The following is a 26145-nucleotide window of genomic DNA, read 5'->3' on the forward strand; positions in this document are numbered from 1 at the left end:
CCCGTCTGAAAAATACCGTGTCGTTTTCAGACGGCCTTTGCGCTTAACGGTGGTAGTTCGGCGCTTCTTTGGTAATTTGAACGTCGTGAACGTGCGATTCGTTCATACCGGCGGAAGTGATTTCCACAAATTCCGCTTTTTCGTGCATCTCGGCGATGCTGGCGCAACCCAGATAACCCATGCTCGAGCGCAAGCCGCCCATCAGCTGGTGGATGATGTTCACAATCGGGCCTTTGTAAGGAACGCGGCCTTCGATGCCTTCGGGAACGTATTTATCCGTACTGTCGGTTTTGTCTTGGAAATAGCGGTCGGCCGAACCCTGGCTCATCGCGCCCAGCGAACCCATGCCGCGGTAGGATTTGTACGAACGGCCCTGATAAAGCTCGATTTCGCCCGGCGCTTCTTCCGTACCTGCAAACATACCGCCTAACATCACGCTGTATGCACCGGCAGCCAAGGCTTTGGCAATATCGCCCGAGAAACGGATACCGCCGTCGGCAATCAGCGGAACGTCGGTATCTTTCAGCGCTTCGGCCACATTGTGAACCGCCGTCAGTTGCGGCACGCCTACGCCCGCTACGATGCGGGTGGTGCAGATCGAACCCGGGCCGATGCCGACTTTCACCGCATCCGCGCCCGCTGCAACCAAGTCCAGCGCGGCGTTGGCTGTTGCAATATTGCCGCCGACAACCTGAACCTGAGGGAACGTGGTTTTCACCCATTTTACGCGGTCAATCACGCCCTGGCTGTGGCCGTGCGCCGTATCGACCACAATCACGTCCACACCCGCAGCCACCAGCGCGCGCACGCGCTCTTCGGTATCGCCGCCGGTACCGACCGCCGCGCCCACGCGCAGACGGCCTTCGGAATCTTTATTGGCGTTCGGAAACTCGGTGGTTTTCAGGATGTCTTTAACCGTAATCAGCCCTTTTAGCTCGTCTTTATCGTTCAACACCAAAACGCGCTCGACTTTGTGGTGGTGCATCAAATCGCGGGCTTCGTCGATGCTCGTCCCCTCGGGCACAGTCACCAAACGCTCGCGCGGCGTCATGATGGCGGAAACCGGCAGATCCAAACGGCTTTCAAAACGCAGGTCGCGGTTGGTCACGATACCGACCACTTTGCCGTTTTCGACAACGGGCAGACCCGACATTTTGCGTTTGCGCTGCGCGCGCTGTTCCAACAAGTCTTTCAACAAAACATTAGGCGCCACGGTAACGGGATCTTTCACGACACCGCTCTCATGGCGCTTCACTTTAGAAACTGCCCGCGCCTGAAGCTCGGGCGTCATGTTTTTATGGATAATGCCGATGCCGCCCTCCTGCGCCATCGAAATAGCCAGACGCGCTTCGGTAACCGTATCCATCGCGGCGGAAAGTAAGGGGGCGTTGAGGGTGATTTCGCGGGTGAGTTTGGTTTTGAGGGAAACGTCTCTCGGCAGCACGGTTGAATGTGCAGGAACCAATAAAACGTCGTCAAAAGTATAGGCTTTTTCTACGATACGCATGATGCTCGGGCTTTCCGGTTGGTGCAAGATGCACGGCATTATAGCACGGCGCGCCCCGATAAAACAGGCAGATTCCCCACGTTTTACCCGTATTTTTGAAAATCACAAAATAGTCACACCCTATCGGAAATTTCCCCGTTTTTATGACATAAATCTTAAAAAACCAGTACAATAAGCGCATAGTTCTATAAAAAAACGGAAAACCAAACATGAAAACCAAACTTACCCGCTTGATTCTCGCCACCGTCGCATTTTCCGCCGTCACCCTGCCCGCAGCGGAAGTCTATACTTGGAAAAACAGCAAAGGCGGCACAATCTACTCCGATACCCCCAACCGCCTGCGTGCCGACAAAAGCGGCGTGATGAATATCCGCACCCATTCTGTTTCCCAACCCCAAGCCCCTGCCGCACCCGAAACCGCAGGTTCACTGGCGGAAGAGCAAGGAAAATTGAACGATAAAATCGTTCAGGCCAATAAGCAGATTGAAGAACAAAACAAAAAAATCGAAGAGCAAAACCGCCTGCAGAAAGAAGACAACTGCAAAGCCGCCCGCCTCAACCGACAATTCGCCGACAGCGCCCGCACCAACAACCGAGAGGCGTTGATTCAACGTTATGAAGCGGATGTCAATAAATACTGCAATTGATACAGCACATATATTTTATATATAAATAGAGAGCAGACCGGAATCCGTTCCCTCTTGAATAATTCCTGCTATATAAACCGTATGAGCCGTTGGACAAGTTTCAGACGGCATCATCCGGTTTTTATTGCTTTTGCAAAGGTTTTTACCCCCGACTTCGATTACTCTGCCCCTAGACACGCCGACAAACAGTAATGCCGTCTGAAAACTTTTTCAGACGGCATTCTTTTTTAATATTCTGTAATACGGTCAATTCTGCAAATACGGCATCGGATTAACCGCCTTACCGTTTATCCTGACCTCAAAATGCAGTTTGACCGCGTCGGCATCGCTGTTACCCATCGTCGCAACCGCCTGCCCTGCCTGAACGCTTTGGTCTTTTTGCACCAAAATGCTGTCGTTGTGCGCATAGGCCGTGATGGTGGAGGCGTTGTGGCTGATGAGCACCAGCTTGCCGTAGCCACGCACTTCTTCGCCGACGTAAATCACTTTGCCGGCGGCGGCGGCTTTCACCGGCTGGCCTTGCATGCCGCCGATGTCTATGCCTTTGTTGGTCGAACCGTTGTACGGCTGGAGGACATTGGCACTGCCGTTTTCAACCGGCCATTGCAGTTTCACGCGGTTGACTGGTTCGACGGGTCGGGCGGCGGAGACGTCGCGGCTAGAGGCCGACGGCTGTCCGGCGCGGCGCACGCGCAAAACTTGGCCGACTTCGATTTGGGCGGAATTGGGCAGATTGTTCCAAGCTGCCAGCGTCTGCACGCTTTGGCCGTAGCGTTTGGCGATGCGGTAGAGCGTATCGCCCTGTTTGACGCGGTAGTGTCCTTCGGGAACGGGGCCGGACGATGAACCGCCCGCACAAGCAGCCAGCGCGACGGTGATACCCGCTGCACAGGCGGCGTTCCAAAGAGATGAAATCTTTGTTTTTATCATACTAATCAATGCGGTCATTTTCACAGCGCGTAAGGATAGCAAATATTACCGCGTTCTGCCAAATGCGGACAAAACTGCGGAAGATGCGGGAAAACCGTTTCAATCTATTGAATCATTTCGGTTTTTACAAAACCGCCGGCCGCACAAAAATACCGAAAGGCCGTCTGAAATTACCGTTTTTGACATTCACCGGCCTTGAAACTGCTTTTGCCGGCTTTATGTTAGTATCCCAAACAACCATAACGTCTTTTTCTTTTAAAACACTAAGGAAACCCCCATGCAATTTTTCGGTATCGGCTTTTTGGTGCTGCTGTTTTTTGAAATTCTGTCTATCGTCCGGGTGGCCGACTGGCTGGGGGGCGGTTGGACATTTGTGCTGATGGTACTCAGCTTTTTCGGCGGCCTCGCCATGCTGCGCCACACAGGGCTTTCCGGCATTCTGCTGGCCGGCGCCGCCATGCGCAGCGGTCGGGAAATTTCGCTTTATCAGATGCTCTGGCCGATCCGTTACGCCGTTGCCGCGCTGATGCTGATGAGCCCGGGCTTTATTTCCACCGCGCTGGCACTAGTTCTGCTGCTGCCGTTTAAAGGCAAACCCGTGGCGCAGATGAATCCGGAAAACATTTTCACCCACACACAAAATCCGTTTGCCCGCAACATGCGCCGAGACAACGAAGACATCATCGAGGGTGAATACACCGTCACCCGTACCGATGCGGACATCAAAAAGCAAGACTATATCGAACACAAACCTGATTGAGGTTGATTAAACGGCGTTGCCGCCTTGTCTCATCAGGCCGTCTGAAAGATTTTTTTCAGACGGCCTGTTTCTTTCAAATCGGTAAATGCTATACTCTAAAACTTAGCGAACCACCGACGACGAGTATCAAAATGAGCAGAATCCGGCAGACCTTTGCCGCGCTAAACGGCGCAAAAGCCCTGATTCCCTACATCACCGTAGGCGACCCCGATACGCAGACCACGCTGGCTTTGATGAAAAGCCTGGTGTCCAACGGCGCAGACATTCTCGAACTCGGCGTTCCGTTTTCCGACCCGATGGCCGACGGTCCGACTATCCAGCGCGCCGCCGAACGCGCCTTGGCCAACAAAGTGACGCTGAACGACGTTTTAGACACTGTCCGCGCGTTCCGCCAAAGCGACGACACCACGCCCGTCGTTTTGATGGGCTATCTCAATCCGATTCACAAAATGGGCTACCAAGCCTTCGCCCAAGCCGCCGCCGAAGCAGGCGTTGACGGCGTTCTGACCGTCGATTCCCCCGTCGAAACCATCACGCCGCTGCAAAACGAGCTGGAAGCACGCGGCATCGACTGCATTTTCCTGATCGCCCCCACCACTTCCGAAGCGCGCATCCAAGCCATCGCCGAAAAAGCGGGCGGCTTCGTTTACTACGTTTCCCTCAAAGGCGTTACCGGCGCAGCAAGTTTGGACACCGCCGAAGTTTCGCGTAAAATCGCGCTCCTGCGCCGGTATATCAACATCCCCATCGGCGTCGGCTTCGGCATCCACGATGCCCAAAGCGCCCGCGCCATCGGCGAAGTGGCCGATGCCGTCATTGTCGGCAGCCGCATCGTCAAAGAAATCGAAAGCCACCCCGGCCGCGAAGCAGAAGCCGCCGGCGCATTGGTTAAAGAATTGAAAGACGCCGTCCGCTGAGTTTTCAGACGGCCTCAAAACTATCAAAGGAGTATTTATTTTATGAGCTGGCTCGACAAAATCCTGCCCCCGAAAATCAAAAACCGCGACAGCGAATCCAGCGTTCCCGAAGGCTTGTGGCACAAATGCCCGTCGTGTTCCGCCACCGTTTATTCTTCCGAACTGAAGCAGAACCATTCCGTCTGCCCCAAATGCAGCTACCACAACCCGCTCTCCGCCCGCGAGCGCATCAACCTGCTGCTTGACGAAGAACGCCGCGAAGAAATCGGCGCCAACGTCAAACCGACCGACCCGCTGAAATTTAAAGACAGCAAAAAATATCCCGACCGCCTCACCGCTGCGCGCAAACAGACCGGCGAAGACGACGCACTGGTCGTGATGAAAGGCACGATGAACGGCCTGCCCGTCGTCGTTGCCGCATTTGAATTCCGCTTCATCGGCGGCTCGATGGGTTCGGTTGTCGGCGAACGCTTCGTACAGGGCGTGCGCCGCGCCGTTGCCGACAACTGCGCGTTTGTCTGCGTGGCCGCATCCGGCGGCGCGCGTATGCAGGAGGGGCTTAACTCCTTGATGCAGATGACCAAAACCAGCGCTTCGCTACATCTTCTGACCGAGAAACACCTGCCGTTTGTTTCCGTTTTGACCGATCCGACTATGGGCGGCGTTTCCGCCAGTTTCGCCTTTTTGGGCGACGTCGTTTTGGCCGAACCCAATGCCCTTATCGGTTTCGCCGGCCCGCGCGTTATCGAACAAACCGTTCGCGAAACCTTACCCGAAGGCTTCCAACGCGCCGAGTTTCTGCTGGAAAAAGGCGCCATCGACCAAATCGTTGACCGCCGCGAAATGAAACAGCGTATCTGCAATTTGCTTACGCTGCTGATGCGCAAGGATAAAGTAAACGCCGCTTAAGCGCTGTTTTGCCGCCTATCAAACAAAGGCCGTCTGAAATTTTTCAGACGGCCTTTTTACACTTTCATCTTCACAGCAGAATCTGAATATCGTCGGTAATTTCAGACGGCGGCACGCTCGGTGCGAAGCGTTCAACCACTTCGCCATCACGGCTGACCAAAAACTTAGTGAAATTCCACTTGATGTCGCTGCCCTCGCGCTTTTCTCCCAGCGATGCGAGTTTCAGCAGAAAATCCTTGAACACATGATTGCCTTTGTCTTCCGGCTTTTGCGTTTTCAGGTAAATATAAAGCGGCGCGGCATTCGGGCCGTTGACCTCGATTTTGTCGAAAATTTTAAATTCCGTACCGAATTTAGTTTTGCAGACCTGCTCGATTTCGCCGCTGCTCTCCGGCGCCTGTTCGCGGAACTGGTTGCAGGGAAAATCCAGAATTTCCAAGCCCTGCTCGGCGTATTGCGCGTAGAGTTTTTGCAGCTCCTCATATTGCGGCGTCAGCCCGCAACGGGTGGCGGTGTTGACAATCAGCAGCACCTTACCGCGGTAGTCCGCCAGTGCCACATCCCTGCCCTGCGCATCTTTCACCGTAAAATCATAGATATTCATGTTGTTCCTTTCCGTAAAAACAGGCGCATAGTGTAAGGCCGTCTGAAAGCCGTTTCAACCCGCAAATACCGCTGCCGTCAGCACCTTTACTAAAGTTCAATATATTTTTCCTGCGTAAACAGTCCCCCAGCTTACTGATTTTAAACCGTTATTTTTAAAAACAAATCTACAACGGCAGTTTGGCCGTCTGAAAACAAGACAAAGAGGGCAATCTCTGTTAAGGTTTGAGCCGTACAGCCGACGGAAAACAGTTTTCTGCGGCGCAACCTTTCAAACAATTTGGAGTAAACCGAATGAATGCAAATTTGAAACTGATCGTCCCTGCCGTTTTGGCCGCCGTTGCCCTGTCTGCCTGCGGTACCATCGACAAATTCAAAAAGAAAAAAGACGAGCCCGTTGCCGCCGCGCAAACCCAAGCCGCGCCTGCACAACAACAAGGCCCCTCTGCGCCGCAAACCGTTAAAGTGGATTCCATCGACTCTACCAAAGAAGTGGCCTACAAATGCGGCAACGAGCCGCTGAACGTGATGTACGGTATCAAAGGCGGCGAAGTTGTGGCTGCCCAAGTGAAATTCAGAAACCAACTGTCTCCGGGCCTGTTCCGCGTTGCCAGCAACACCAACGGTCAAAATGCATTCTGGGGCGAAGGTATCGCATGGATTGCCGAACAAGCCAACGGTGCAAACGTAGACAAAGTCAACGGCAATATGCTGACCATCCGCGGCACAACTACCGTAAACGGCAAACAGCAGGTCGTTGACCAAATCGCCGCCAAATCTTGCATGTTGGACAAAACTGCAACCGCCAAATTGAACAAAGGGAAAGCTGCTCCGGCTGCAAAAAGCAAAAAGAAATAAGGCGTTAAAACCGTTTAAACAATAAGGGCCGTCTGAAATTTTTCAGACGGCCTATTTCTTTTTAAATCAAACCCCAGCCATCAAACCCGATGCAGGCGTTCCACATATTCCACTTCTTCGCGGCTGCCCATAAACACGGCAACGCGCTGATGCAGACCGGTCGGCTGAATATCCAGCATAGCCTGCGCCGCATCGCCCGCCGCGCCGCCGGCCTGCTCCAAAATCAGGCTCATCGGATTGGCTTCGTACATCAGCCGCAGCTTGCCCGGTTTGCTCAAATCGCGCGTATCTTGCGGATACATAAACACGCCGCCGCGCATCAGAATGCGGTGGATTTCCGCCACCATGCTCGCCACCCAACGCATATTGTAGTTTTTACCGCGTACGCCCGTTTCGCCGGCCAAGAGTTCGGCAACGTATTGCTGCACGGGCGGCAGCCAATGGCGCTGGTTGGACATATTGATTGCAAATTCTTTTGTGGCAACGGGCACTTGCGGCTGCTCCTGCGTCAGCACAAAGACGCCGTTTTCATCCAGCGTAAACACAAACACGCCGTGTTTCAGCGTAAACACAAGCTGCGTCTGCGGGCCGTACAAAACATAGCCGCTGCCCGCCTGCGCGCGGCCGGACTGCAAAAACGATTCGGTCGCCAACGCGCCTTCGGATTTGGCCAGAATGGAAAAAATCGTGCCGACAGAAATATTCACATCAATATTCGACGAGCCGTCGAGCGGATCGAACAACACCAAATAACGGCCGTTTCCATTGCAGGCGACAAACGTGTCTTCTTCCTCGCTGGCCAAACCTGCAACATTTTGGTTGTTTTTCAAAACCTTAATCAGAATATCGTTGGCAATCACATCAAGCTTTTTCTGATCTTCGCCCTGAATATTGCCCGTACCCGCCGCACCGAGCACGCCCGCGAGCGCGCCGAGGCGGACTTTGCCGCTGATGTCGCAGCAGGCGGAAACAACCGATTCCAACACGCTGCCCAGCTCGGCGGGAATACCGTGTTGCGCAAGGTGTTGCGGAAGGAATTGTGCGAATGTCTTCATTTCGGCATCCTGACTTTCTGTTTAAAAATTGGGATATGATGGGTAAAAGGCCGTCTGAATCCTTCGGCTTCGCTCAGCAAGCAATATAATTTTCAGACGGCCTCCGGCTATTTCTGCTTGACGGACGATGCGGCTTTTTCGCCCGAAGCAGCAGCGGGTTTGGCCAACACTTTCTGCGCACAGCTTTTGGTCGCTTCGGCGATTTTCTGCCGCAATTCGGGGCTGACTTTGCCCGCCAATACATCGGGAACGTCCTCCGCGGAAACTTTATCGACAATCTGCTCGGCAGTGCAGTCGCAAATCTGCTTCACGGTTTCAGACGGCAATACGTTGTTTTGCGGCACATTTTTTACGCATTGTTCGCTGGCGGCTTCGATAAAGCCCAAGCGGAATTCGTTTTTGAACACTTGTGTCGCATCGTTTTGGTCGTTTTTTTCGCCGCAGGCCGCGAGTAAAAACGGCAGCGCGGCGAATAAGGCGAGATGGGTGTATGTTTTCATAAATTTCCAGATTAAGGCCGTCTGAAAACGGGGCAGTCTTATATAGAACAGTTGGGAAGGTTTACAGTGCAGGCTGTAGGCCGGATTCTCGAATCTGACCTACAGCTTTTGTAGCCGATTGTAATCGAAAACCACCCGACGCAAAAGTTCCGCCCTACTTCACGCGCGCGTCTAAAACAAAATGCGCGCCTTTGTCCTGCGCCAGAATTTCGGTCAAAACGGGCAGTTCGGCCTTAAGCTGTTCAGCGAGCAGATACGGCGGGTTGATGACGAACATCCCGCTGCCGTACATCCCGAATCCGTCGTCACCCGGGGCGCGGACGTGCAGCTCGGCGCAAAGGTAGTTTTCGGGCGACAGTTTTTTCAGCGCCTCGGGCAGCTCTTTGCTTTCCACACGGCTCAGGCAGGGATACCAAACCAGATAACAGCCTGTTTCAAAACGCTTTTTCGCGTCTTTCAACGTCTGCACCACGCGGCGGTAATCCTGTTTTTCTTCATACGGCGGATCAATCAGCACCACCGCGCGGCGGGTCGGCGGCGGCAGCAGCGCCACCAGCTCCCGATAGCCGTCGCCCTGCACAATTTGCGCACGCCGCCCTACCCGCGCTTCGCGCAGATTGTTTTGCAGATGCTGGAAATCGGCGGGGTGCAACTCGAAAAAACGCAGCTTGTCGGCCTCGCGGGTCAGCGCCTGCGCCAGCCAGGGCGAACCGCAATAAAAGTTTTCGGCAGGCAGCAGCGTTTTCAGACGGACTCTGAAGTCCGCCAAGCCCTGCGGCAGATTTGACGCGGCGTTTAAAAGCGCAATGCCCTGCCGGTATTCGCCGACTTTCTGCGCCTCGCCGCTTTCAAGGTCATACAAACCCACGCCGCTATGGGTGTCGATATACCAATACGGCTTGTCTTTGCGGTTGAAATATTCCAGCGTGAGAAACAGCGTGAAATGTTTGAGCATATCGGCATGGTTGCCGGCATGAAAGGCGTGGCGGTAGCTGAGCATGGGAAAGCCGTCTGAAAAGGATTGCAGGAATTATATAACGCGGCGCCGGCGCTTTGAACCTTGCAGGCAGACAAAGGCCGTCTGAAACTTCGGCTACGCTCAGTAACCGGGTATTCAGACGGCCTCTTAAATTTCAATCCTGCTTTACAGCGGCCATTTCAAGCCGGGTTTGCTTTCGATTAAGGCTTTAAACCGGCTTTGAATGCGCTCGATGGCTTCCTGCGTGTCGGCTTCAAAACGCAGCACCAGAATCGGTGTAGTATTCGATGCGCGCATCAGGCCGAAGCCGTCGGGGAATTCGACGCGCAGGCCGTCGATGGTAATAATGTCGGTTACGCCGTCGAATTTGGCTTTGGCGGCCAGCTCTTCGATGACTTGGTGGCCGTTACTGCCTTCGGGCAGGTCGATGTTCAATTCGGGCGTGGCGATGCTTTGCGGCAGGCTGTTCAACACTTCGGAAGGATTGGCAGACGCCGACAAAATCTCCAGCAGGCGCGCACCGGCGTAAAGGCCGTCGTCGAAACCGAACCAACGTTCTTTAAAGAAGATATGGCCGCTCATTTCTCCTGCAACCAGCGCGCCGGTTTTTTTCATGGCGGATTTGATGAAGCTGTGCCCTGTTTTTTCCATCAGTGGTTCGCCGCCGTGTTGTTTGATCCACGGCGCGAGCAGGCGGGTGGATTTCACGTCGAAAATCACTTTCGCGCCCGGGTTGCGGCTCAAAACGTCTTGAGCAAACAGCATGAGCTGGCGGTCGGGATAGATGATGTGGCCGTCTTTGGTCACAACGCCCAAACGGTCGGCATCGCCGTCAAACGCCAAGCCGACTTCGGCGTCGCCGTTTTTCAATTCGGCAATCAGGTCTTGCAGGTTTTTCGGTTTGGACGGATCGGGATGGTGGTTGGGGAAATTGCCGTCCACTTCGCTGAAAAGCTCGGTCACTTCGCAACCCAAACCGCGGAAGAGCTTGCCCGCAAACGCGCCGCCGACGCCGTTGCCCGTGTCGATGGCGATTTTCATCGGCCGTTTGAGTTTGACGTGGCCGACGATGTTGGCGATGTAGGCTTCGGCAACGTCTTGCTCAGTCACGCTGCCCGCTTTGTCTGCGGAAACGAAACTGTCGGCTTCGATGGCGGCCAATAACTCCTGAATCGCCTCGCCCGCGAGCGTGCCGCCGCCGAGCATCATTTTGAAACCGTTGTAGTCGGCGGGATTGTGGCTGCCGGTAATCATCACGCCGCTGCCGCCGCATTCGTTAACCGCCGCGAAATACAGCATGGGCGTGGCGACCATGCCGACGTTCAAAACGTCGATGCCGCTTTCGGTCAGGCCGCGTTGGATGTTCGCCATCAGCTCGGGGCCGCTCACGCGCCCGTCGCGGCCAAGCGCAATTTTAGACACACCCTGCACCGCCGCGCGTGCAGCAACGGCTTTGCCGATTAAATAGGCCGCGTCGTTGGTCAGCGTTTTGCCGACGATGCCGCGGATGTCGTAGGCTTTGAAAATGTCGCGTGCGACGGTTGCCATGTTTTTTCTCCTTCTCGGATAGATGGTTCAAACAGTAAACAGCTTGATTCTAACATAAGCATCAGGCCGTCTGAACGCTTTCAGACGGCCTTGCAGGGTTACATCAAATAACGTTTGCGCGGTATTTGCAGGCCGTCTGAAAATCCGGTTTACGCCGAGGCTCAGACGGCGGCGTCCGTACAAACTTTTCAGACGGCCTGAGACGATTCAAGGCAGTGTTTCCGCAAACCGCCATTCGCCTAATTTCAAACCCAGTTCAAATACATTCAGACGGCCTACCGCCACGCGCACGAGGCGCAGACAAGGATAGCCCGCCTTGGCGGTCATGCGGCGGACTTGGCGGTTTTTGCCCTCGGTGATTTTGATTTCCAGCCAAAAATCGGGCACGCTTTTGCGTTCGCGGATGGGCGGGTTGCGCGGCCAGAGTTTGGCGGTTTCATCGGGGTTCAGCAGACGCGCTTTCGCGGGGCGGGTAACGAAATCCCCCAAGTCCAGCCCGTTTCGCAGCAAATCCAGCTTGGCCTCGTCGGGAGCACCCTCAACCTGCGCCCAATAGGTTTTTTCCTGCTTGAATTTAGGCTCCGCAATCTGCGCCTGCAAGCGCCCGTCGCCGGTCAGAAGCAGCAGCCCTTCGCTGTCGGTATCCAGCCGCCCTGCGGGATAGAAATTCGGGCGGTCGATGTAGTCTTTCAAACAGGCGTGTTTTTCATGGGCGGAAAACTGGCAAATCACGCCGTAGGGCTTGTTAAACGCAATCAGACGGTTCATTTTTTCAGACGGCCTTTCTTCTTCAACAGCGCGCATTGTAGCAGCCAAACGGCGGAATCATGCCGCGCATTTACAGCGTTGCGTTTTTGTACAAGCAAATTCAGCCGTTTATTTATTCTGCACACAATCACGCTTGACACAAATCCGCCGCGTCAGTATAGTTCGGCTTTCCTTACGGAGTAATGGCTGAGAGGCTGAAGGCACTTCCCTGCTAAGGAAGCATGTGGGGTCAACCTGCATCGAGGGTTCGAATCCCTCTTACTCCGCCAAATGATAGAAAAAACCCGCTGATTTTCAGCGGGTTTTTCTTTTTCCTAAAATTTTGTTTTAACCGCCAAAGGCCGTCTGAAAAATCTACGGGATGCATTTTCAGACGGCCTTTTCCCATCCCCGGCACGGTGCAAAATGTGCCATAATGGTGCGGCGCACAATCTTGGCCACAGCGCTGTGCGCAAGAAGAAAAACCCTTAGCCTACAAGAGAAGAACCCATGTCAAAATCCACCATTATCTACACCTACACCGACGAAGCGCCCGCATTGGCCACCCAATCACTGCTGCCGATTGCCCGGGCGTTTACCGCACCCGCAGGCATTGATCTGCAAACCGCCGATATTTCGCTGGCCGGCCGTATTCTGGCGCAGTTTCCCGAATATCTTGCCGAAAACCAACGCGTTCCCGATGCGCTGGCGCAGTTGGGTGATTTGGTCAAACAGCCCGAAGCCAATGTTATCAAGCTGCCCAACATCAGCGCGTCCGTGCCGCAGCTGACCGCCGCCATTAAAGAATTGCAGGGCAAAGGCTATGCCGTTCCCGATTTTCCTGCCGACCCGCAGACCGATGAAGAAAAATCCGTGCGCGAGCGCTACGACCGCATCAAAGGCAGCGCGGTAAACCCTGTTTTGCGCGAAGGCAACTCCGACCGCCGCGCCCCGAAAGCCGTGAAAAACTTCGCCAAGAAAAATCCGCACAGCATGGGCGCATGGACGAAAGATTCGCAAACCCACGTCGCCACCATGACTTCCGGCGATTTTTTCCATAACGAACAATCCGTTACCGTGCCCGCCGCAACCGCTGTTTCCATCATATTCACCGACAAACAGGGCAACAAACAGGATTTGCGCAAGCCCGTCGCGCTGAAAGACGGTGAAATCATCGACGCGACCGTGATGAGCAAAAAAGCGCTGACCGCGTTTCTCGCCAAAGAAATCCAAGACGCCAAAGCGCGCGGCCTGCTGTTTTCGCTGCACATGAAAGCGACCATGATGAAAGTGTCCGACCCGATTATTTTCGGCCACGCCGTCAAAGCCTTCTTCGCGCCCGTGTTTGAAAAATTCGGCACCGAACTCGCCGCTGCGGGCGTTAACGTCAACAACGGTTTCGGCAGTCTGCTGGCCAATCTCAATAAACTGCCGTCTGACACCCGCGCCGCCGTCGAAGCCGAAATCGCCGCCGTTTACGCCGCCAATCCCGACGTCGCCATGGTCGATTCCGACAAAGGCATCACCAGCTTACACGTTCCCAGCGACGTCATCGTTGATGCTTCCATGCCCGCAATGATCCGCAACTCCGGCAAAATGTGGGACAAAACCGGCGCCCTGCGCGACACCAAAGCCGTCATCCCCGACAGCAGCTACGCCGGCATCTACCAAGCCACCATCGATTTCTGCCGCGAAAACGGCGCGTTCGACCCGACCACCATGGGTACCGTCCCCAACGTCGGCCTGATGGCGCAAGCCGCCGAAGAATACGGTTCGCACGACAAAACCTTTGAAATTCCCGCCGACGGCAAAGTCGAAGTCATCAATTCAGACGGCAAAGTACTGATGGCGCACGACGTCGAAGCCGGCGACATCTGGCGCATGTGCCAAACCAAAGACGCCCCCGTCAAAGACTGGGTACAGCTCGCCGTCAACCGCGCCCGTTTGAGCAACACCCCCGCCGTGTTCTGGCTCGACGCCAAACGCCCGCACGACCAAAGCCTGATTGCCAAAGTCGAAAAATACCTCGCCGAACAAAATACAGACGGCCTCGACATCCGCATCCTCCCGCCCGTCGAAGCCTGCCTGTTCAGCCTCAAACGCATTAAAAACAGCGAAGACACCATCTCCGTTACCGGCAACGTATTGCGCGACTACCTCACCGACCTCTTCCCGATTTTAGAACTCGGCACCAGCGCCAAAATGCTCTCCATCGTTCCCCTTATGAACGGCGGCGGCATGTTTGAAACCGGTGCCGGCGGCTCCGCGCCCAAACACGTCCAGCAGTTCCTCGAAGAAAACCACCTGCGTTGGGACAGCCTCGGCGAATTCCTCGCCCTGGCCGTATCTTTCGAGCATCTCGCCCAAAAAACCGGTAACAGCAAAGCCCAAGTATTGGCCGACACCCTCGACGCCGCCACCGAGCAGCTCCTGCTCAACGACAAATCGCCCAAACGCAAAACCGGCGACCTCGACAACCGCGGCAGCCACTTCTACATCGCCCTCTACTGGGCACAGGCACTCGCCGCGCAAGACAAAGACGCCGAACTGAAAGCCAAATTCGCCCCGCTGGCCGAAACCCTCGCCGCGAAAGAAGCCGAAATCGTCGCCGAACTTGCCGCCGTACAGGGCAAAGCCACCGACATCGGCGGCTACTACTTCCCCGACCAAAACAAAGCCGCCCAAGCCATGCGCCCGAGCGCAGCGCTAAACGCTGCATTGGCAGCCTTATAAAACCCCGTTTGGGTTGTAAAACAGCAAAGGCCGTCTGAAAATTCAGACGGCCTTTGCTTTATCAGGTCAAATCTAGTCTACTCTTCGCCCAGCAACTGCTCGCGCGTCAGCAGGAAGACAAAACCGTCGCCGCCGCTGGTTTCCAGCCAAGTAAACGGCAGCTCGGGATAAGCGGCTTCCAAAACGTCGCGGTTGTGGCCGATTTCGACCAGTAACACGCCGCGCGGATTGAGGAATTTGGCGGCCTGCAACAGGATTTTGCGGGTGGCGTCCAAGCCGTCTTCGCCGCTACCCAGCGCCAGTTCCGGCTCGTGCAGGTATTCGTCGGGCAGGCTTTCAACCGACTCGGCATCGACATAGGGCGGGTTGGAGACAATCAGGTCGTAAGTACCTTCCAAGCCTTCAAACAAATCGGTGTGAATCAGCTTGATGCGCTCTTCCAAGCCGTATTCTTCGACGTTGACGGCGGCCACTTCCAGCGCGTCCAAACTCAAATCGACGGCGTCGATTTCGGCGGCGGGATAGTGATAGGCCATCTGAACCGCCAAACAGCCGCTGCCGGTACACAAATCCAGTGCGCGGTGAACCAATTCGTTGTGTTCGATCCACGGCGCGAGCGGTTCGCCCAAAAGCTCGTACACAAACGAACGCGGTACAATCACGCGTTCATCGACATAAAAATCAAAATCGCCCTGCCAAGCCTGATTGGTCAGGTAGGCCACGGGAATGCGCTCGGTAACGCGGCGCTCGATTAAGCCCAAAACTGCTTTTTTCTCACTTTCCAGCAGCTTGGCATCGAGATAGGGTTCGAGGCTGTCGAGCGGCAGATTGAGCGTGTGCAGAATCAGATAGGCGGCTTCGTCGTGGGCGTTGTCGGAACCGTGTCCGAAAAAAAGCCCTGCTTCGTTGAAACGGCTGACGGCAAAACGCAATACGTCGCGCAGCGTGGTCAACTCTTTGGCGGCTTGGGTAAACATGATGGGCAGTCCGTAATGAATGGATGGGAACGGGAAAAGACCTTTGCAAAAATAAAAACGTCTGTCTAAAGGCTAAAGGCCGTCTGAAGCAACCCTTCAACTGACGTCATTCCCGTGCAGGCGGGAATCTACGCCTGATTTTCTGAAACTGTGTTAAAACAAGATATTGCCTGTTTTTAACCGTGGATTCCCGCCTGCGCGGGAATGACGTCCGTGAAAGTTCTAGTACTGAGCGCAGCCGAAGTGCTTGCGCTGAGCGCAGCCGAAGTGTCAGACAGCAGCTTTGATTTTTGCAACAGCATTGAGAAAATTATAACAGTCAAAAGGCCGTCTGAAACGGAATACTACTGTTTCAGACGGCCTTTTATCAGGTAATCGGATAATCGGATCAAACCAAAAGCTGTCGGCTCATTTGCGTCACATTATTGTCTTGAAATTTTACCAAGCCTGCCGAGGATTTGTAACCCATGCAGCCGGCGCACAAGGCAAACGGGAAACGGTTGGTCAGCTGGTTGTAGCGTTCTGCCGCGCGGTTGTAGGCTCTGCGGGCAACGACGACATCGCTTTCCGCCGCATCCAACATTTCAAGCTGGGCGCTCAGGCGCTTGTCGGAACAGGCCAGCGGATTGATGTCGAGCAGCGGCTGCATTTCTTTCAAAAGGCCGTTGAGCTTAGCTTCCGCGCTACTCAAAACCGCCACCGATTCCGAAGAAAACGATTTTGCCGCCCGCGACAAAGCCTGCTCAGCTTCAGTGCAGGCAATCAGCAGTTTGGGCTCGATGGTGTGGTCATTTAACAGATAAAGCTGCGCCGCGTCCAAAACGTATTTCACGGCCTGATGGCGGCAGGACAGCGCGATTTTCAGCGCCACAAACGAATCCTGATAATTGTTTCTGCTTTTTTCAAGTTTCTGCCGGTAAGCCATCATCAAGCCCAACAGCAGTATTGCAGCGAATAAGAGACTCAGCATTCCCATGAATCAACCCCTTTTTCGGTTTCCCTTTTTAATATGCCGTCATTATAAACCGACACTATCTTCTTGCCTATTGTTAATAAAAAAAAACTGTTTCAAACGATACCTCATTTGAAACAGTTTAATTATAACTTAAGCAATGTTAATTAGCTTAACAAAACTTCCAAATTATCGATCAAACGGGTGTTGCCCAGCCGCGCAGCCCCGAGAATCACGAGTTCCGTGTCGCCTGCGCGCGCGACCTCAAGCGTCTGCGCGTGGCGGATTTCCACATAATCCACCGTCCAACCCGCCTCGCTCAGGCTGCGGACGACCTCTTTTTCGATTTGCAAATATGCAACACTTCCGCTTCTAACCGCTTCGGCAGCCTTCTGTAATTCGCGGTAAAGACGCGGCGCTTCGGCGCGTTCGGTCTTGCTCAGATACTGGTTGCGGCTGGACAGCGCCAGGCCGTCTGAAGCGCGGCCGGTATCGACGGGCACGATTTCGATGTCGAAATTCAAATCTTCGACCAAGCCTTTGATAATCGTGAGCTGCTGGTAGTCTTTTTTGCCGAAACAGGCGACATCGGCCTTCACGATGTTGAAGAGCTTGCCGACCACCGTGGCCACGCCGCGGAAATGGCCGGGGCGGAACTTGCCGCACAATTCGTTTTGCAGATGCGGCGGCTCGACGTTGTAACGCTGTTCCACATTCGGATACAGCTCTTTTTCGTCGGGCGTGAACACCACCGCCACGCCCTCGTCTGCCAGCTTGCCGGCATCCTGCTGCAGAGTGCGCGGATATTTGTCGAAATCCTCGCCCTGACCGAATTGCAGGCGGTTGACGAAAATGCTGACGACCACATTATCCGCGCGCTTTTTCGCCTCGCGCACCAGCGCCAGATGGCCTTCGTGTAAATTGCCCATCGTCGGCACAAACGCGACTTTGCCCGCAGTTTTGCGCCATTCGCGCAATTCTTTGACGGTATGAATGATTTGCATGGTTTGATTGTCCTTTAAAATTTTTCAGACGGCATCAGGTCTGTCGGCAGGCTGAGGCCGTCTGAAAACAATGTGCGGATTATACGCGCTTAGAAACGTCTGCAAAACGCCGAAACAGCAAGGCCGTCTGAAACCGCCGTTTCGCTTGGAAAACGGTGTTTTCAGACGGCCTTTTTTGTCAGCCGGATTAAAGATCACTGCCTTTCAAATCGCGGGTATAGACTTTCGGCTCGACATCCCGCAGGTTGTCGCTCAGGCGGTTGGCAAGAATGATGTCGGCACGGCGTTTGAATTCGGCCAAGTCTTTGACGACTTCCGAACCGTAAAAGTCGTTGCCGCCATAGGTTGGTTCGTACACGATCACAGGAATGCCTTGGTCTTTGATCCGTTTCATGACGCCCTGTATGCTGGAGCTTCGGAAGTTGTCCGAGCCGGATTTCTATGGTCAGGCGGTACACGCCGACGACGGACGGATTGCGTTTCAAAACGTCTTCGGCGATAAAGTCTTTGCGTGTGCTGTTGGATTCGACAATTGCCGTGATGAGGTTTTGCGGAATATTCTGGTAGTTGGCCAAAAGCTGTCTGGTGTCTTTGGGCAGACAGTAGCCCCCGTAGCCGAACGACGGGTTGTTGTAGTGGCTGCCGATACGGGGATCGGCCGATACGCCGTCGATAATGTGGGCAGCATCCAAGCCGAATGCGGCGGCAAAAGAATCCAGTTCGTTGAAGAATGCCACGCGCAAAGCCAGATAAGTGTTGGAAAACAGTTTGATGGATTCGGCTTCGGTCGGGTCGGTCAGGATAATCGGCGCATCAGGTTTCAGGCTGCATTCGCGCAAGGCTTCTGCAAACCGTTGCGCCGCTTCGTTGGTATCGCCCACAACAATGCGCGACGGATAAAGATTGTCGTAAAGCGCTTTGCTTTCGCGCAGAAATTCGGGAGAGAAAATAATGCGGTCCGTATGGAATTTTTCGCGCATTTTTACGACGAAGCCGATGGGGATGGTGGATTTGATAATAATCCAAGCTTTATTGTTTTGCGCCAAAGCGGCTGCCAGTACGGATTCTACCGAGCTTGTGTCGAAGTAGTCGGTATCGGGATCATAATCGGTCGGCGTAGCGATGATGATATAGTCGGGATCGGCATACACTTCGTCCGCATTAGTGGTGGCGTGCAGGTCGAGTTTCTTGGTTGCCAGATATCCGCTGATTTCCTCGTCTTGAATCGGCGATTTTTTTGGTTGATGAGACCGACTTTTTCTGCGCTGACATCGAGCAGCGATACTGTGTGTTTTTGGGCGAACAGGACGGCATTGGAAAGGCCGACGTAGCCTGCGCCTGCTACGGTGATTTTCATAAATTTCCTTGTTGCGTGAGATGCGAAGCCAATCGGTTTTCGCAGATTTTTAATAATGTTTCGGTGGTGCGGGTACGGTTTTCAAACAATGTACTGATGTCGATATGGCGTGCCAGGCTCAGGGTGGTATAGATTTCCACCGCGTCTGCATTTGCCGGATTTTCGTCCAGAAATTGCGCTTTAAATGCGTCTTCGTGCGCTTTTAAAGCATCAATGCTGCCGTATCGGCGCAGGGCGAATTCTTGGATGTGGGCGAGGTAGTTGCCTGCATCCAGTTCGGCGTGGCCGCGGCACACCAAGTCCAAATCAAGCAGAACCATATGCCCGGGGCGGCCGTGCCGTTCGAGTATCTGGTCTTGGTAGAAGTCGCGGTGTATGCTGGCCTCTGCGGTTTCGGGCAGTTGCTCGGCCAACGCCGTACAGCCTTCGGATACGGCGGCAATGCGTTTTGCCAAATCGGGCAGTTTGGTTTGTACATCCGCCAGCCGTTTTTTCAGAATTTCCAATTCGTGATGCGGTGTGTGGGCAGGCAGTCCGAGCGATTCCGCAACGCCGCTCCGGTGCAGCGCGCCGAGTGAACGGGCGACTGCCTGTCCGAGAAAATTCAGACGGCCGTTTTTCGGCGTCAGGACATTGCCGACCGTATCTCCGCTTATGCGGCGCTGGAACCACGTATTGAGTTCCGGCAGCGTTCCGCTTACTTCGGGCACGCCGGTTTGTGCCTGATCGTCAAACCCCGACTGCCAAAGCTGCTTTTGCACGCGGTAGGAACGTTTGTCCAACCCTTTGGCGCGGTATTTACCGATGAGGTACGGGCAGTTTTCCGCGTTTATCCTGCCGATGCGGTAATCAACCAATGCACGGCGCTTGGGTTTGTAACGGCGCAGCCCGGCGGAAATAACGGTTTCTTCTTCAGAGAGAATCTGATGCCCGCGCATCAACATCTGCATTTGCTCTTTGTCAAGAAGGGTTGGCAGCGCGGCATCCTGCAATAAATCGGTGCTTTGTCCGGATTTTTCCGTATAGGGAATATCGGCATCTGCCAATATGCGTTCTACGCGCTGCAACAGTTGCAGAGTATATTGCTCCCATTGCGGATGACGTTTCCGAAACGGCTCGGCTCCCAAACGCAACATTGCCGATGCAGTAAACCAGCGTAATCCTTCAAAATTTTCCCCGATTTTGCGGCGGTAGGCGGCAAAGAGGGTTTCGATAAGGGAATCGGCGTGCCAGCGGGGCAGGATACCTTCGATAACCTGAAGCTCAAGTCTTGCTCTGAATGTCGCTAAATCCATCAGCGGATGGCCGTAGGCTGAGCGATCCCAGTCGAGAATGTGCAGCTTGGTTTCGCCGTTCCGGCTTTTCCGCTGGATGACCTGGTCAAGCGAAAAATCGCCGTGAATCAGGGTAAAACGCTCCGGCAGAGCGGAGAGCCCCTGTTCGGTTGCTGCAACCAAACGCTCAAACCATGCCGTCTGAAAAGGCAGGATGTGTTTGAACGTATTGATTACGCCGTGCAGGGATTTTATTTCGTCGGAAATGCCGTACACGGTAGGGTGTTTGTAGGTCGCGGCATGGATACGGCTCAGTTTGCGTCCTAATTCCTGGGTCAACTCTTCATCGGGCGGTATTCCTTCTTCGGGGCAGAGGCTTTCGCCCTTCTGCCATTTGGTCGCTAATGTGCAGCTTGCGCCGTCTGCGCCCATCAGCAGCACACCGCCGTGAGATACGCCGAACGCATTGCCAATCAGCATTTTGGTAAATTCGTCCGGTGTGCCGCTGCGGATAATCGCCAGCGGCTGCCCCTTGCTGCTGACTCGGGCAACCAGCCTGCGCTCGGGTTTGTAGCAGAGGATTTTAATATCCGGCTCGTCTTCTTCGGAGTAAAGGAGGGAACAGGCTTTCAGAATGTGTCTGCGGTGTTTTTTGCAGACCAACCATTTCAGATGGCCGATTTCTCTGTCGTATGCCGGGTGCAACAACATGATGAAAGCGTCGAAAACGGCTTGGGGGGCAAACGGATCGCCTTCTTCCACAGCTTTTTTCCGTGAAGATCTGTTCCATGATTTTTCAAAACGTTCGCGCGTCAGCGCTTTGGCGTAATAAAAACTGATTGAGCCGTCGGATAATTCGATGCGCAGCGTACAGGCACAGCTGGTTGCAGGCTTGTAGCGCAGGTATTGGATTTCGGCGTGGACGGCGTTTTTAAACGGCTCCAATGCCTTAAGTTTTTCAAGCAGCACTTCTTCGTCCAGCAATACGGCCAAACCGGGAAGTTGCGTGTCTTTTTCGATGATGTGTTTGTCTGCTTCTGTCAGCATCCGTTTCCTTCATTGATTGCTTATTTGGCCTGCATTTTCCACCAAGCGGCATAGTTGCCGTTTTGCCGAAGCAGGTCTTCGTGGTTGCCCTGTTCGACGACCACGCCGTTTTCAACGAAAATAATGCGGTCGGTGGCTGCAGCAAATGCCAAATCGTGGATAATCATGATTGTTGTGCGCTGTTTCATCAGATTGTGTAACGCATTGATGACATGGCTTTCGCTGTCGAGGCCGACAGTCGGTTCGTCCAGTATCAAAATAGCACTTTGGCTGATGGCTGCGCGGGCAATGGCGATACGCTGACGCTGTCCGCCTGAAAGCGAGCCGCCGCGTTCGCTCAGAATGGTGTTGCAACCGTCGGGCAGCACGCTGATAAAGTCGTGTGCATTGGCCAACTTGGCTGCGGCCACAACTTCCTCATGCGTTACTTCGCCGGCGTTGTTGACTGCGCCCAGCGCGATGTTGTCGCGGATACTCAGGCCGAAGAGCAGGTTTTCCTGCGGCACGACGGAAATCTGTTTGCGCATACTGGCGATGGTGTATTCCTGAATGTCGTATCCGTCGATGCGGATAACACCCTCCGTCGGTTCGTACAGCCTCAACAGTAGGCTGGTAATTGTAGTTTTCCCTGCGCCGGACGGCCCGACAATGGCAACGCTTTCTCCGGGGCTGATAAGAAAATCAATCCCTTTCAAAACGGATACCCGGTTGTCTTTGTCCTGATAATTGAAAAAGACGTGGTCGAATTGAATTTCGCCTTTGGTCTGTACCAAATCTTTAGCGCCGGGCTTGTCGGTAATGTCGGGCTGTTCGTCCATTAAATCAACAATGCGTTCGCCGGCAGCCAATGCTTTGGAGAGGCGTGCCGTATATTTGGCATATTCTCGGACGGGGCGGAAAGAATTGTTCAGGTAAGACATGAAAACAATCAGTTCGCCCGGCGACATTTTGCCGTCTAAAACGACATTGGAGCCGTAATACAGAACGACGGCGGTTACGAAAGCGACCAATACATCAACGCGGCGCTCCAATCCTGCCGCCAGCCGTTTGGATTTCACCTCTTGCGAATGGCTTTGGCTGTTGTTGCCTTCAAAGCTGCGGATGGTTTCGTTTTCCAGCGACAATGACTGGATGGTTTTGATGGAGGCAATGTATTCCGAGGCCTTCGAGGCCATACCGCCTTCTTTTTTGCGCTGTTCGCGGCTGACTTGGTGGATGCGTTTGCCCGAACGGCTGGTCATCAGCCACAGAAGCGGCAGAGAGGCAATTGAAAACAGCGTCAGCTTCCAGTTCAATACAAACATGACGCTGAGCATGCCGGTCAGTACGAAAATGTTGGCCAGCATCGGCATCAATGCCGTTACAACAGCCTCACGCAGCATACCGACGTCGCTGACCAAGCGCATGGTCAGATCGCCGGTTCTGGCCTGCGAGTGGAAACGCATGGAAAGTCCGAGCAGGTGAGAACAAATCGCTGCGGACTTTATCCAGAATACGGCTGCCTGCCAGCGACAGCCCGACTGTGCTGATGAAGTTGCCTGCGGCCATCAGAAGCGCAATCAAAATAACGGCAACGGCGCAGCCCATCAGCAGGTAGTCGTTGTCGATAGCACCAAGTGAAATGTCAAATAGGCTGGTGCTGAACTGAATGTCGGTTACGGCCGGCCTGGCTTCTTTGACACCGTCCATTTTGTCGACGTGCTCGACAACCTCTACCAAAATATGGTCGACTGCAAAAGCCAGCGGCAGCGGTTTGAGCAGGCGTATAAATGTCGAGCTCAGCAATGCCCCCAGCGAGCCTGCAATCAGCCAGCGTTCCGGCCGGATATAGTCTTTAAACCGGTATGCGACTTTCCACCAGGCATTGTTTTTAATGGAAAAACAGTTACCGAACCTGCTTTGCCGCACAGAGTTGGCAAGACGTTTGCAGGCTGCTTGGATTGTGTCTTTGTTCATGCATTCTTTCTTGAGTTATTTTTTCAGACGGCATTCTTCCGCAATAGACAGTATCCGCTCTATGACGGAGAGCCAGCTGTGTTCCCGTTCCGCAGTTTTACGGGCGGCCTCGCCCAATAATCGGAGCTGCTCGGGATTTCCGGCCAATGCTTCGATACAGTCTGCCATTGCGGGCGGATTCTCGGCTTCGGCCAATACGCCGTTGATGCCGTCTGAAACCACGCTTTCCAAATGGCCGACGCGCGTTGCGACCACCGGAATGCCCGCTGCCATATATTCGTAGATTTTCAGCGGTGAAAAGTAGAAGTGTTCCATATGCGGATACGGTGCGACGGCAATGTCCATTTGTCCCAGCCATTTCGGAACGTCTTCAGGCTGGACGGCACCGGTAAATTCCGCAAAATTCGACAGGCCGCGGTCAGCAATGCTTTTGTGCAGCGATTCGTATTCGGGGCCGTCGCCGACAACCAGCAGGCGCACATTTTGGCCGCGTCCGCGCAGTAAAGCCCAAGCCTCGACCAAGGTCGCCAGTCCGTGCCAGGGTTTTAAGGTGCCGAGAAAGCCGACGGTTGTTTCTGCACCTGTTTTCAGACGGCCTAAACGTTGGACATTCTGCGCGGCAGCAGGCGCGAAACGGTCTAGAGATACGCCGTTGGCAATGACATGGATGCGGCCTTTTGCCTGCGGGAATGTTTCCAGATACTGCTTGACCCCCGGCGATACCGCAATCATTGCATCGGCGTCGGCAAATACGGATTCTGCGATTTTTTGGGCCTCCGTTTCCAGTGGCAGCTCACGGTGTTTTTTCTGCTCTTCGATAAGCGGGGCGTTTACTTCCAAAATTCCCGTGCAGCCGTGTTTTTTCGCAAAGCTCATTCCGGCGTTGCTCCACAGGGAGTAACGCTCGTACACCAAGTCAAACGGCGCTTCCGCCGCCAGCATCGCTTCCACTTTCTCATTGGCTGCCAAAGCCGCGCGTGCACGGATTTCCACCGATTCTTTCGGCAGTTTGTCTAAGGTACGGATTTTGATGTTTTTCAGCTCTTCGGGAGCATCTCCGCCCAAGCGCTGGGCAAACAGGGTAACGTCCAATCCTTTTTGCAGCATTCCTTTAATAACTTCCTGAACATGGACGGAAGCACCTTTGGTTCCGAATACCGGAATGCCAGGATCGGCGCAGATATAGGCTACTCGCATGGTTTCCTCCTTTATTTCCGACCGGCTGTTGCCGCGCGGAAAATTTCGCGCAGACGTGCGGCGTTTCGGTCTTCGTCGTATTCACGCTCAATGGATGCACGGCCGTTGCGGGAAAGGGTTTCGCACATTTCATGGTCGTCCAGCAGGCGCTGCATGGCTGAAGCCAAGGCACGGGCATCACGTTGCGGTACGCACAAACCTGTTTTACCGTCTTTGACCAACTCGGGAATACCTGCTACTTGTGTGGAGATGACGGGTGTGCCCAAAGCCATCGATTCCAGCAAAACGGTCGGCAGGCCGTCTCGGTCGCCGTCTTCACTGACTACGCAGGGTGCAACCACCATATTGGCGGTTTTCATCATATTGATAATATCGGGTTGGGGCATAGGGCCGACCATTTCAACCACGTCGCCGATGTCCAGTGCCTGAATCTGCGCAGACAACTCTTCCTGCAACGGGCCGCCTCCGACCAGTGTGCAGCGCATAGCAATATTTTGCTGTTTCAATATCGCCAGCGACTCGAGCAATACGTCAAACCCTTTTTTGACGACCAACCGGCCGACTGCAAGGATATGGCGTTCGCGCGAACCGAACCCGTTGTAGGGGAATTTCTGCAAATCCATGCCGTTGTTATAGATGCGAACGGTTTTATCCGCATCGCTGCCGTACTGCTCTTTCAGATAGGCAAGGTTGTAGTCGGAAACGGTTACCGTTGCAAACGCATCCCGCATTTTTTTGCCCAAACCGGTTGATTCTTCATATTGAAAATAGATGTCCTTGGCATGCGCGGTAAATGTGTAGGTAATATCGGCAAAGATGGCGGCCTGACGGGCAACCGTTGTGGCCTGTGTCCCGAAATGTGCATGCAGATGCTCAATGCCGCGTTCTTTGATTGCCAGCGCGATGAAAATGCTTTGTGCAAGTTCGTGCACGGTACATTCTGCTTTAGCCAGCTTTTCGGCGAACTCCGGAAGTTGCGCAAACCCCTGCTGCATCAGCTGCCAGACAGCTTCGGGTTTGTGCTGTTTGTGGTTCAGGCGCGTAACCGGTGCACGCACTTGAGAAATACCGTCTTGGAAATGGGTTTCCTCAACCGGGCCTAAGGCGAAAATATCAATTTTCGTACCCTCCCGCTCGTGCGCCAGAATTTCGTTGACGACAAAAGTTTCGGAAAAGCGAGGATAACGTTTCAGAACGTAGCCGATATAGGGATGTGTTACTGCATGGTTCATTATTTTGTTTTTCTTGAAGAATTTTTATAAAAACGTTGGAGGAAAGATAAATAAGGCAACTCGGGAATTTTTCAGACAGGAGTTTCGCCGATAATGCAGCCGACTTCCCTGACCATCCGCTCCAAACCGTCAAAACGCAGGGTATCTCGTGCGTCCAACTGCGGTTTCTGCGCCTGCATCCAGCGGCTTAAGGCTTCGGGGGTCAGATTGTCCGGGTGCAGACAGTCGGTAATGCCCATTTCCGCCAGCCGCGAAGCGCGGATCCACTGTTCGGTTCGCGGTTTGATGCGCGGTACGATTAGGGCACGTTTGTGGAAAGACAGGATTTCCGTAGTAGTGTTATAACCACCCATGGAGATGATACATTATGCGTTTTGCATGATTTTCAGCGGTTCGGGCACGAAATCCACTGCCTTGATGTCTTTTCGCGTACCTGCCATTTGATGCAGTTTTTCG

General features: G+C 54.0%; 24 protein-coding genes, 1 tRNA gene and 1 pseudogene. 7 read left to right on the forward strand and 19 right to left on the reverse strand.

Annotated features, from left to right (window positions below; all coding sequences use genetic code 11):
• Positions 1–43: 43 nt before the first annotated feature.
• Positions 44–1507, reverse strand: coding sequence for an IMP dehydrogenase (gene guaB, locus BG910_RS02240; protein ID WP_089037093.1), 1464 nt, complete (start codon positions 1505–1507; stop codon positions 44–46).
• Between the two features lie 209 nt (positions 1508–1716).
• Here guaB and BG910_RS02245 point away from each other — a divergent pair, with 209 nt between their 5' ends.
• Positions 1717–2154 carry a DUF4124 domain-containing protein gene (locus BG910_RS02245; protein WP_089035442.1) on the forward strand — a complete coding sequence of 146 codons (438 nt, stop codon included), beginning with the start codon at positions 1717–1719 and terminating at the stop codon, positions 2152–2154.
• A gap of 246 nt (positions 2155–2400) precedes the next feature.
• On the opposite strand, the gene BG910_RS02250 is transcribed toward BG910_RS02245, so the two are convergent.
• Positions 2401–3084 carry a murein hydrolase activator EnvC family protein gene (locus BG910_RS02250; RefSeq protein ID WP_089037094.1) on the reverse strand — a complete coding sequence of 228 codons (684 nt, stop codon included), beginning with the start codon at positions 3082–3084 and terminating at the stop codon, positions 2401–2403.
• A gap of 277 nt (positions 3085–3361) precedes the next feature.
• On the opposite strand from BG910_RS02250, the gene BG910_RS02255 reads away from it, so the two are divergent.
• From BG910_RS02255 to accD, 3 genes are all read left to right on the forward strand, one after another.
• Positions 3362–3844, forward strand: a complete 483-nt coding sequence (locus tag BG910_RS02255) for an FxsA family protein (RefSeq protein WP_089035443.1) — start codon at positions 3362–3364, stop codon at positions 3842–3844.
• Positions 3845–3975: 131 nt separating this feature from the next.
• Positions 3976–4761: a tryptophan synthase subunit alpha gene (trpA, locus tag BG910_RS02260; protein ID WP_089035444.1), complete on the forward strand. Its 786-nt coding sequence runs from the start codon at positions 3976–3978 to the stop codon at positions 4759–4761.
• A gap of 42 nt (positions 4762–4803) precedes the next feature.
• Complete coding sequence (gene accD, locus BG910_RS02265; RefSeq protein WP_089035445.1) at positions 4804–5670, forward strand: acetyl-CoA carboxylase, carboxyltransferase subunit beta; 867 nt, start codon at positions 4804–4806, stop codon at positions 5668–5670.
• A gap of 70 nt (positions 5671–5740) precedes the next feature.
• Here the strand turns inward: accD and BG910_RS02270 are convergent, their stop codons facing one another.
• Positions 5741–6274, reverse strand: coding sequence for a glutathione peroxidase (locus tag BG910_RS02270; RefSeq protein ID WP_089035446.1), 534 nt, complete (start codon positions 6272–6274; stop codon positions 5741–5743).
• A 293-nt stretch (positions 6275–6567) separates the two neighbouring features.
• On the opposite strand from BG910_RS02270, the gene BG910_RS02275 reads away from it, so the two are divergent.
• The gene (locus BG910_RS02275) at positions 6568–7131 is read left to right on the forward strand and encodes a hypothetical protein (RefSeq protein WP_089035447.1); all 564 of its coding nucleotides are present in this window, start codon (positions 6568–6570) and stop codon (positions 7129–7131) included.
• A gap of 80 nt (positions 7132–7211) precedes the next feature.
• Here BG910_RS02275 and BG910_RS02280 read toward each other — a convergent pair whose 3' ends face one another.
• From BG910_RS02280 to BG910_RS02300, 5 genes are all read right to left on the reverse strand, one after another.
• On the reverse strand, positions 7212–8186 hold the full coding sequence (locus BG910_RS02280) for a class 1 fructose-bisphosphatase (RefSeq protein WP_089035448.1): 975 nt from the start codon (positions 8184–8186) through the stop codon (positions 7212–7214).
• 107 nt (positions 8187–8293) lie between these two features.
• Positions 8294–8686, reverse strand: coding sequence for a hypothetical protein (locus tag BG910_RS02285; protein ID WP_089035449.1), 393 nt, complete (start codon positions 8684–8686; stop codon positions 8294–8296).
• 154 nt (positions 8687–8840) lie between these two features.
• Positions 8841–9686, reverse strand: a complete 846-nt coding sequence (locus BG910_RS02290; protein ID WP_089035450.1) for a 23S rRNA (adenine(2030)-N(6))-methyltransferase RlmJ — start codon at positions 9684–9686, stop codon at positions 8841–8843.
• Positions 9687–9830: 144 nt separating this feature from the next.
• Positions 9831–11213: a phosphomannomutase/phosphoglucomutase gene (locus tag BG910_RS02295; protein ID WP_089035451.1), complete on the reverse strand. Its 1383-nt coding sequence runs from the start codon at positions 11211–11213 to the stop codon at positions 9831–9833.
• Positions 11214–11420: 207 nt separating this feature from the next.
• A complete protein-coding gene (locus BG910_RS02300; RefSeq protein ID WP_089037095.1) occupies positions 11421–11981 on the reverse strand; it encodes a pseudouridine synthase in 561 nt (186 codons plus the stop codon).
• Between the two features lie 176 nt (positions 11982–12157).
• Between BG910_RS02300 and BG910_RS02305 the strand changes: the two genes are divergently transcribed.
• Both BG910_RS02305 and BG910_RS02310 read left to right on the forward strand, forming a co-directional pair.
• Positions 12158–12250, forward strand: a tRNA-Ser gene (locus BG910_RS02305).
• A 220-nt stretch (positions 12251–12470) separates the two neighbouring features.
• Positions 12471–14693 (forward strand): NADP-dependent isocitrate dehydrogenase, encoded by a 2223-nt coding sequence (locus BG910_RS02310; protein WP_089035452.1) that lies wholly within the window; start codon positions 12471–12473, stop codon positions 14691–14693.
• A 77-nt stretch (positions 14694–14770) separates the two neighbouring features.
• On the opposite strand, the gene prmB is transcribed toward BG910_RS02310, so the two are convergent.
• The 11 genes and pseudogenes from prmB to BG910_RS12510 all read right to left on the reverse strand — a co-directional run bounded on the left by prmB (position 14771) and on the right by BG910_RS12510 (position 26042).
• Positions 14771–15670 (reverse strand): 50S ribosomal protein L3 N(5)-glutamine methyltransferase, encoded by a 900-nt coding sequence (prmB, locus tag BG910_RS02315; RefSeq protein WP_089035453.1) that lies wholly within the window; start codon positions 15668–15670, stop codon positions 14771–14773.
• Between the two features lie 388 nt (positions 15671–16058).
• A complete protein-coding gene (locus BG910_RS02320; RefSeq protein WP_089035454.1) occupies positions 16059–16646 on the reverse strand; it encodes a LemA family protein in 588 nt (195 codons plus the stop codon).
• 143 nt (positions 16647–16789) lie between these two features.
• Positions 16790–17626: a pantoate--beta-alanine ligase gene (gene panC / locus BG910_RS02325; protein WP_089035455.1), complete on the reverse strand. Its 837-nt coding sequence runs from the start codon at positions 17624–17626 to the stop codon at positions 16790–16792.
• A 187-nt stretch (positions 17627–17813) separates the two neighbouring features.
• Positions 17814–18020: a hypothetical protein gene (locus BG910_RS13130; RefSeq protein WP_408633776.1), complete on the reverse strand. Its 207-nt coding sequence runs from the start codon at positions 18018–18020 to the stop codon at positions 17814–17816.
• A gap of 109 nt (positions 18021–18129) precedes the next feature.
• A pseudogene (locus BG910_RS02330) lies at positions 18130–18983 on the reverse strand (nucleotide sugar dehydrogenase); the annotation flags it as partial.
• A complete protein-coding gene (locus BG910_RS02335) occupies positions 18980–21304 on the reverse strand; it encodes a phosphotransferase (RefSeq protein ID WP_089035456.1) in 2325 nt (774 codons plus the stop codon). The gene BG910_RS02335 and the pseudogene BG910_RS02330, both read right to left, overlap by 4 nt.
• A gap of 20 nt (positions 21305–21324) precedes the next feature.
• Complete coding sequence (locus tag BG910_RS02340) at positions 21325–22749, reverse strand: ABC transporter ATP-binding protein (RefSeq protein ID WP_198344815.1); 1425 nt, start codon at positions 22747–22749, stop codon at positions 21325–21327.
• Entirely contained in the window at positions 22676–23260 is a 585-nt protein-coding gene (locus BG910_RS12505; protein ID WP_198344816.1) for a 6TM ABC transporter family protein, read from the reverse strand. Before BG910_RS12505 ends, BG910_RS02340 begins: the two co-directional genes overlap by 74 nt.
• A gap of 15 nt (positions 23261–23275) precedes the next feature.
• Positions 23276–24457, reverse strand: coding sequence for a glycosyltransferase family 4 protein (locus BG910_RS02345; protein ID WP_089035457.1), 1182 nt, complete (start codon positions 24455–24457; stop codon positions 23276–23278).
• An 11-nt stretch (positions 24458–24468) separates the two neighbouring features.
• Positions 24469–25689, reverse strand: a complete 1221-nt coding sequence (locus tag BG910_RS02350) for a glycosyltransferase (RefSeq protein ID WP_089035458.1) — start codon at positions 25687–25689, stop codon at positions 24469–24471.
• A gap of 71 nt (positions 25690–25760) precedes the next feature.
• Positions 25761–26042, reverse strand: coding sequence for a hypothetical protein (locus BG910_RS12510; protein WP_198344817.1), 282 nt, complete (start codon positions 26040–26042; stop codon positions 25761–25763).
• Between the last annotated feature and the right edge of the window lie 103 nt (positions 26043–26145).

Origin of the sequence: Neisseria chenwenguii, assembly GCF_002216145.1 — a bacterium.
GTDB lineage: Bacteria > Pseudomonadota > Gammaproteobacteria > Burkholderiales > Neisseriaceae > Neisseria > Neisseria chenwenguii.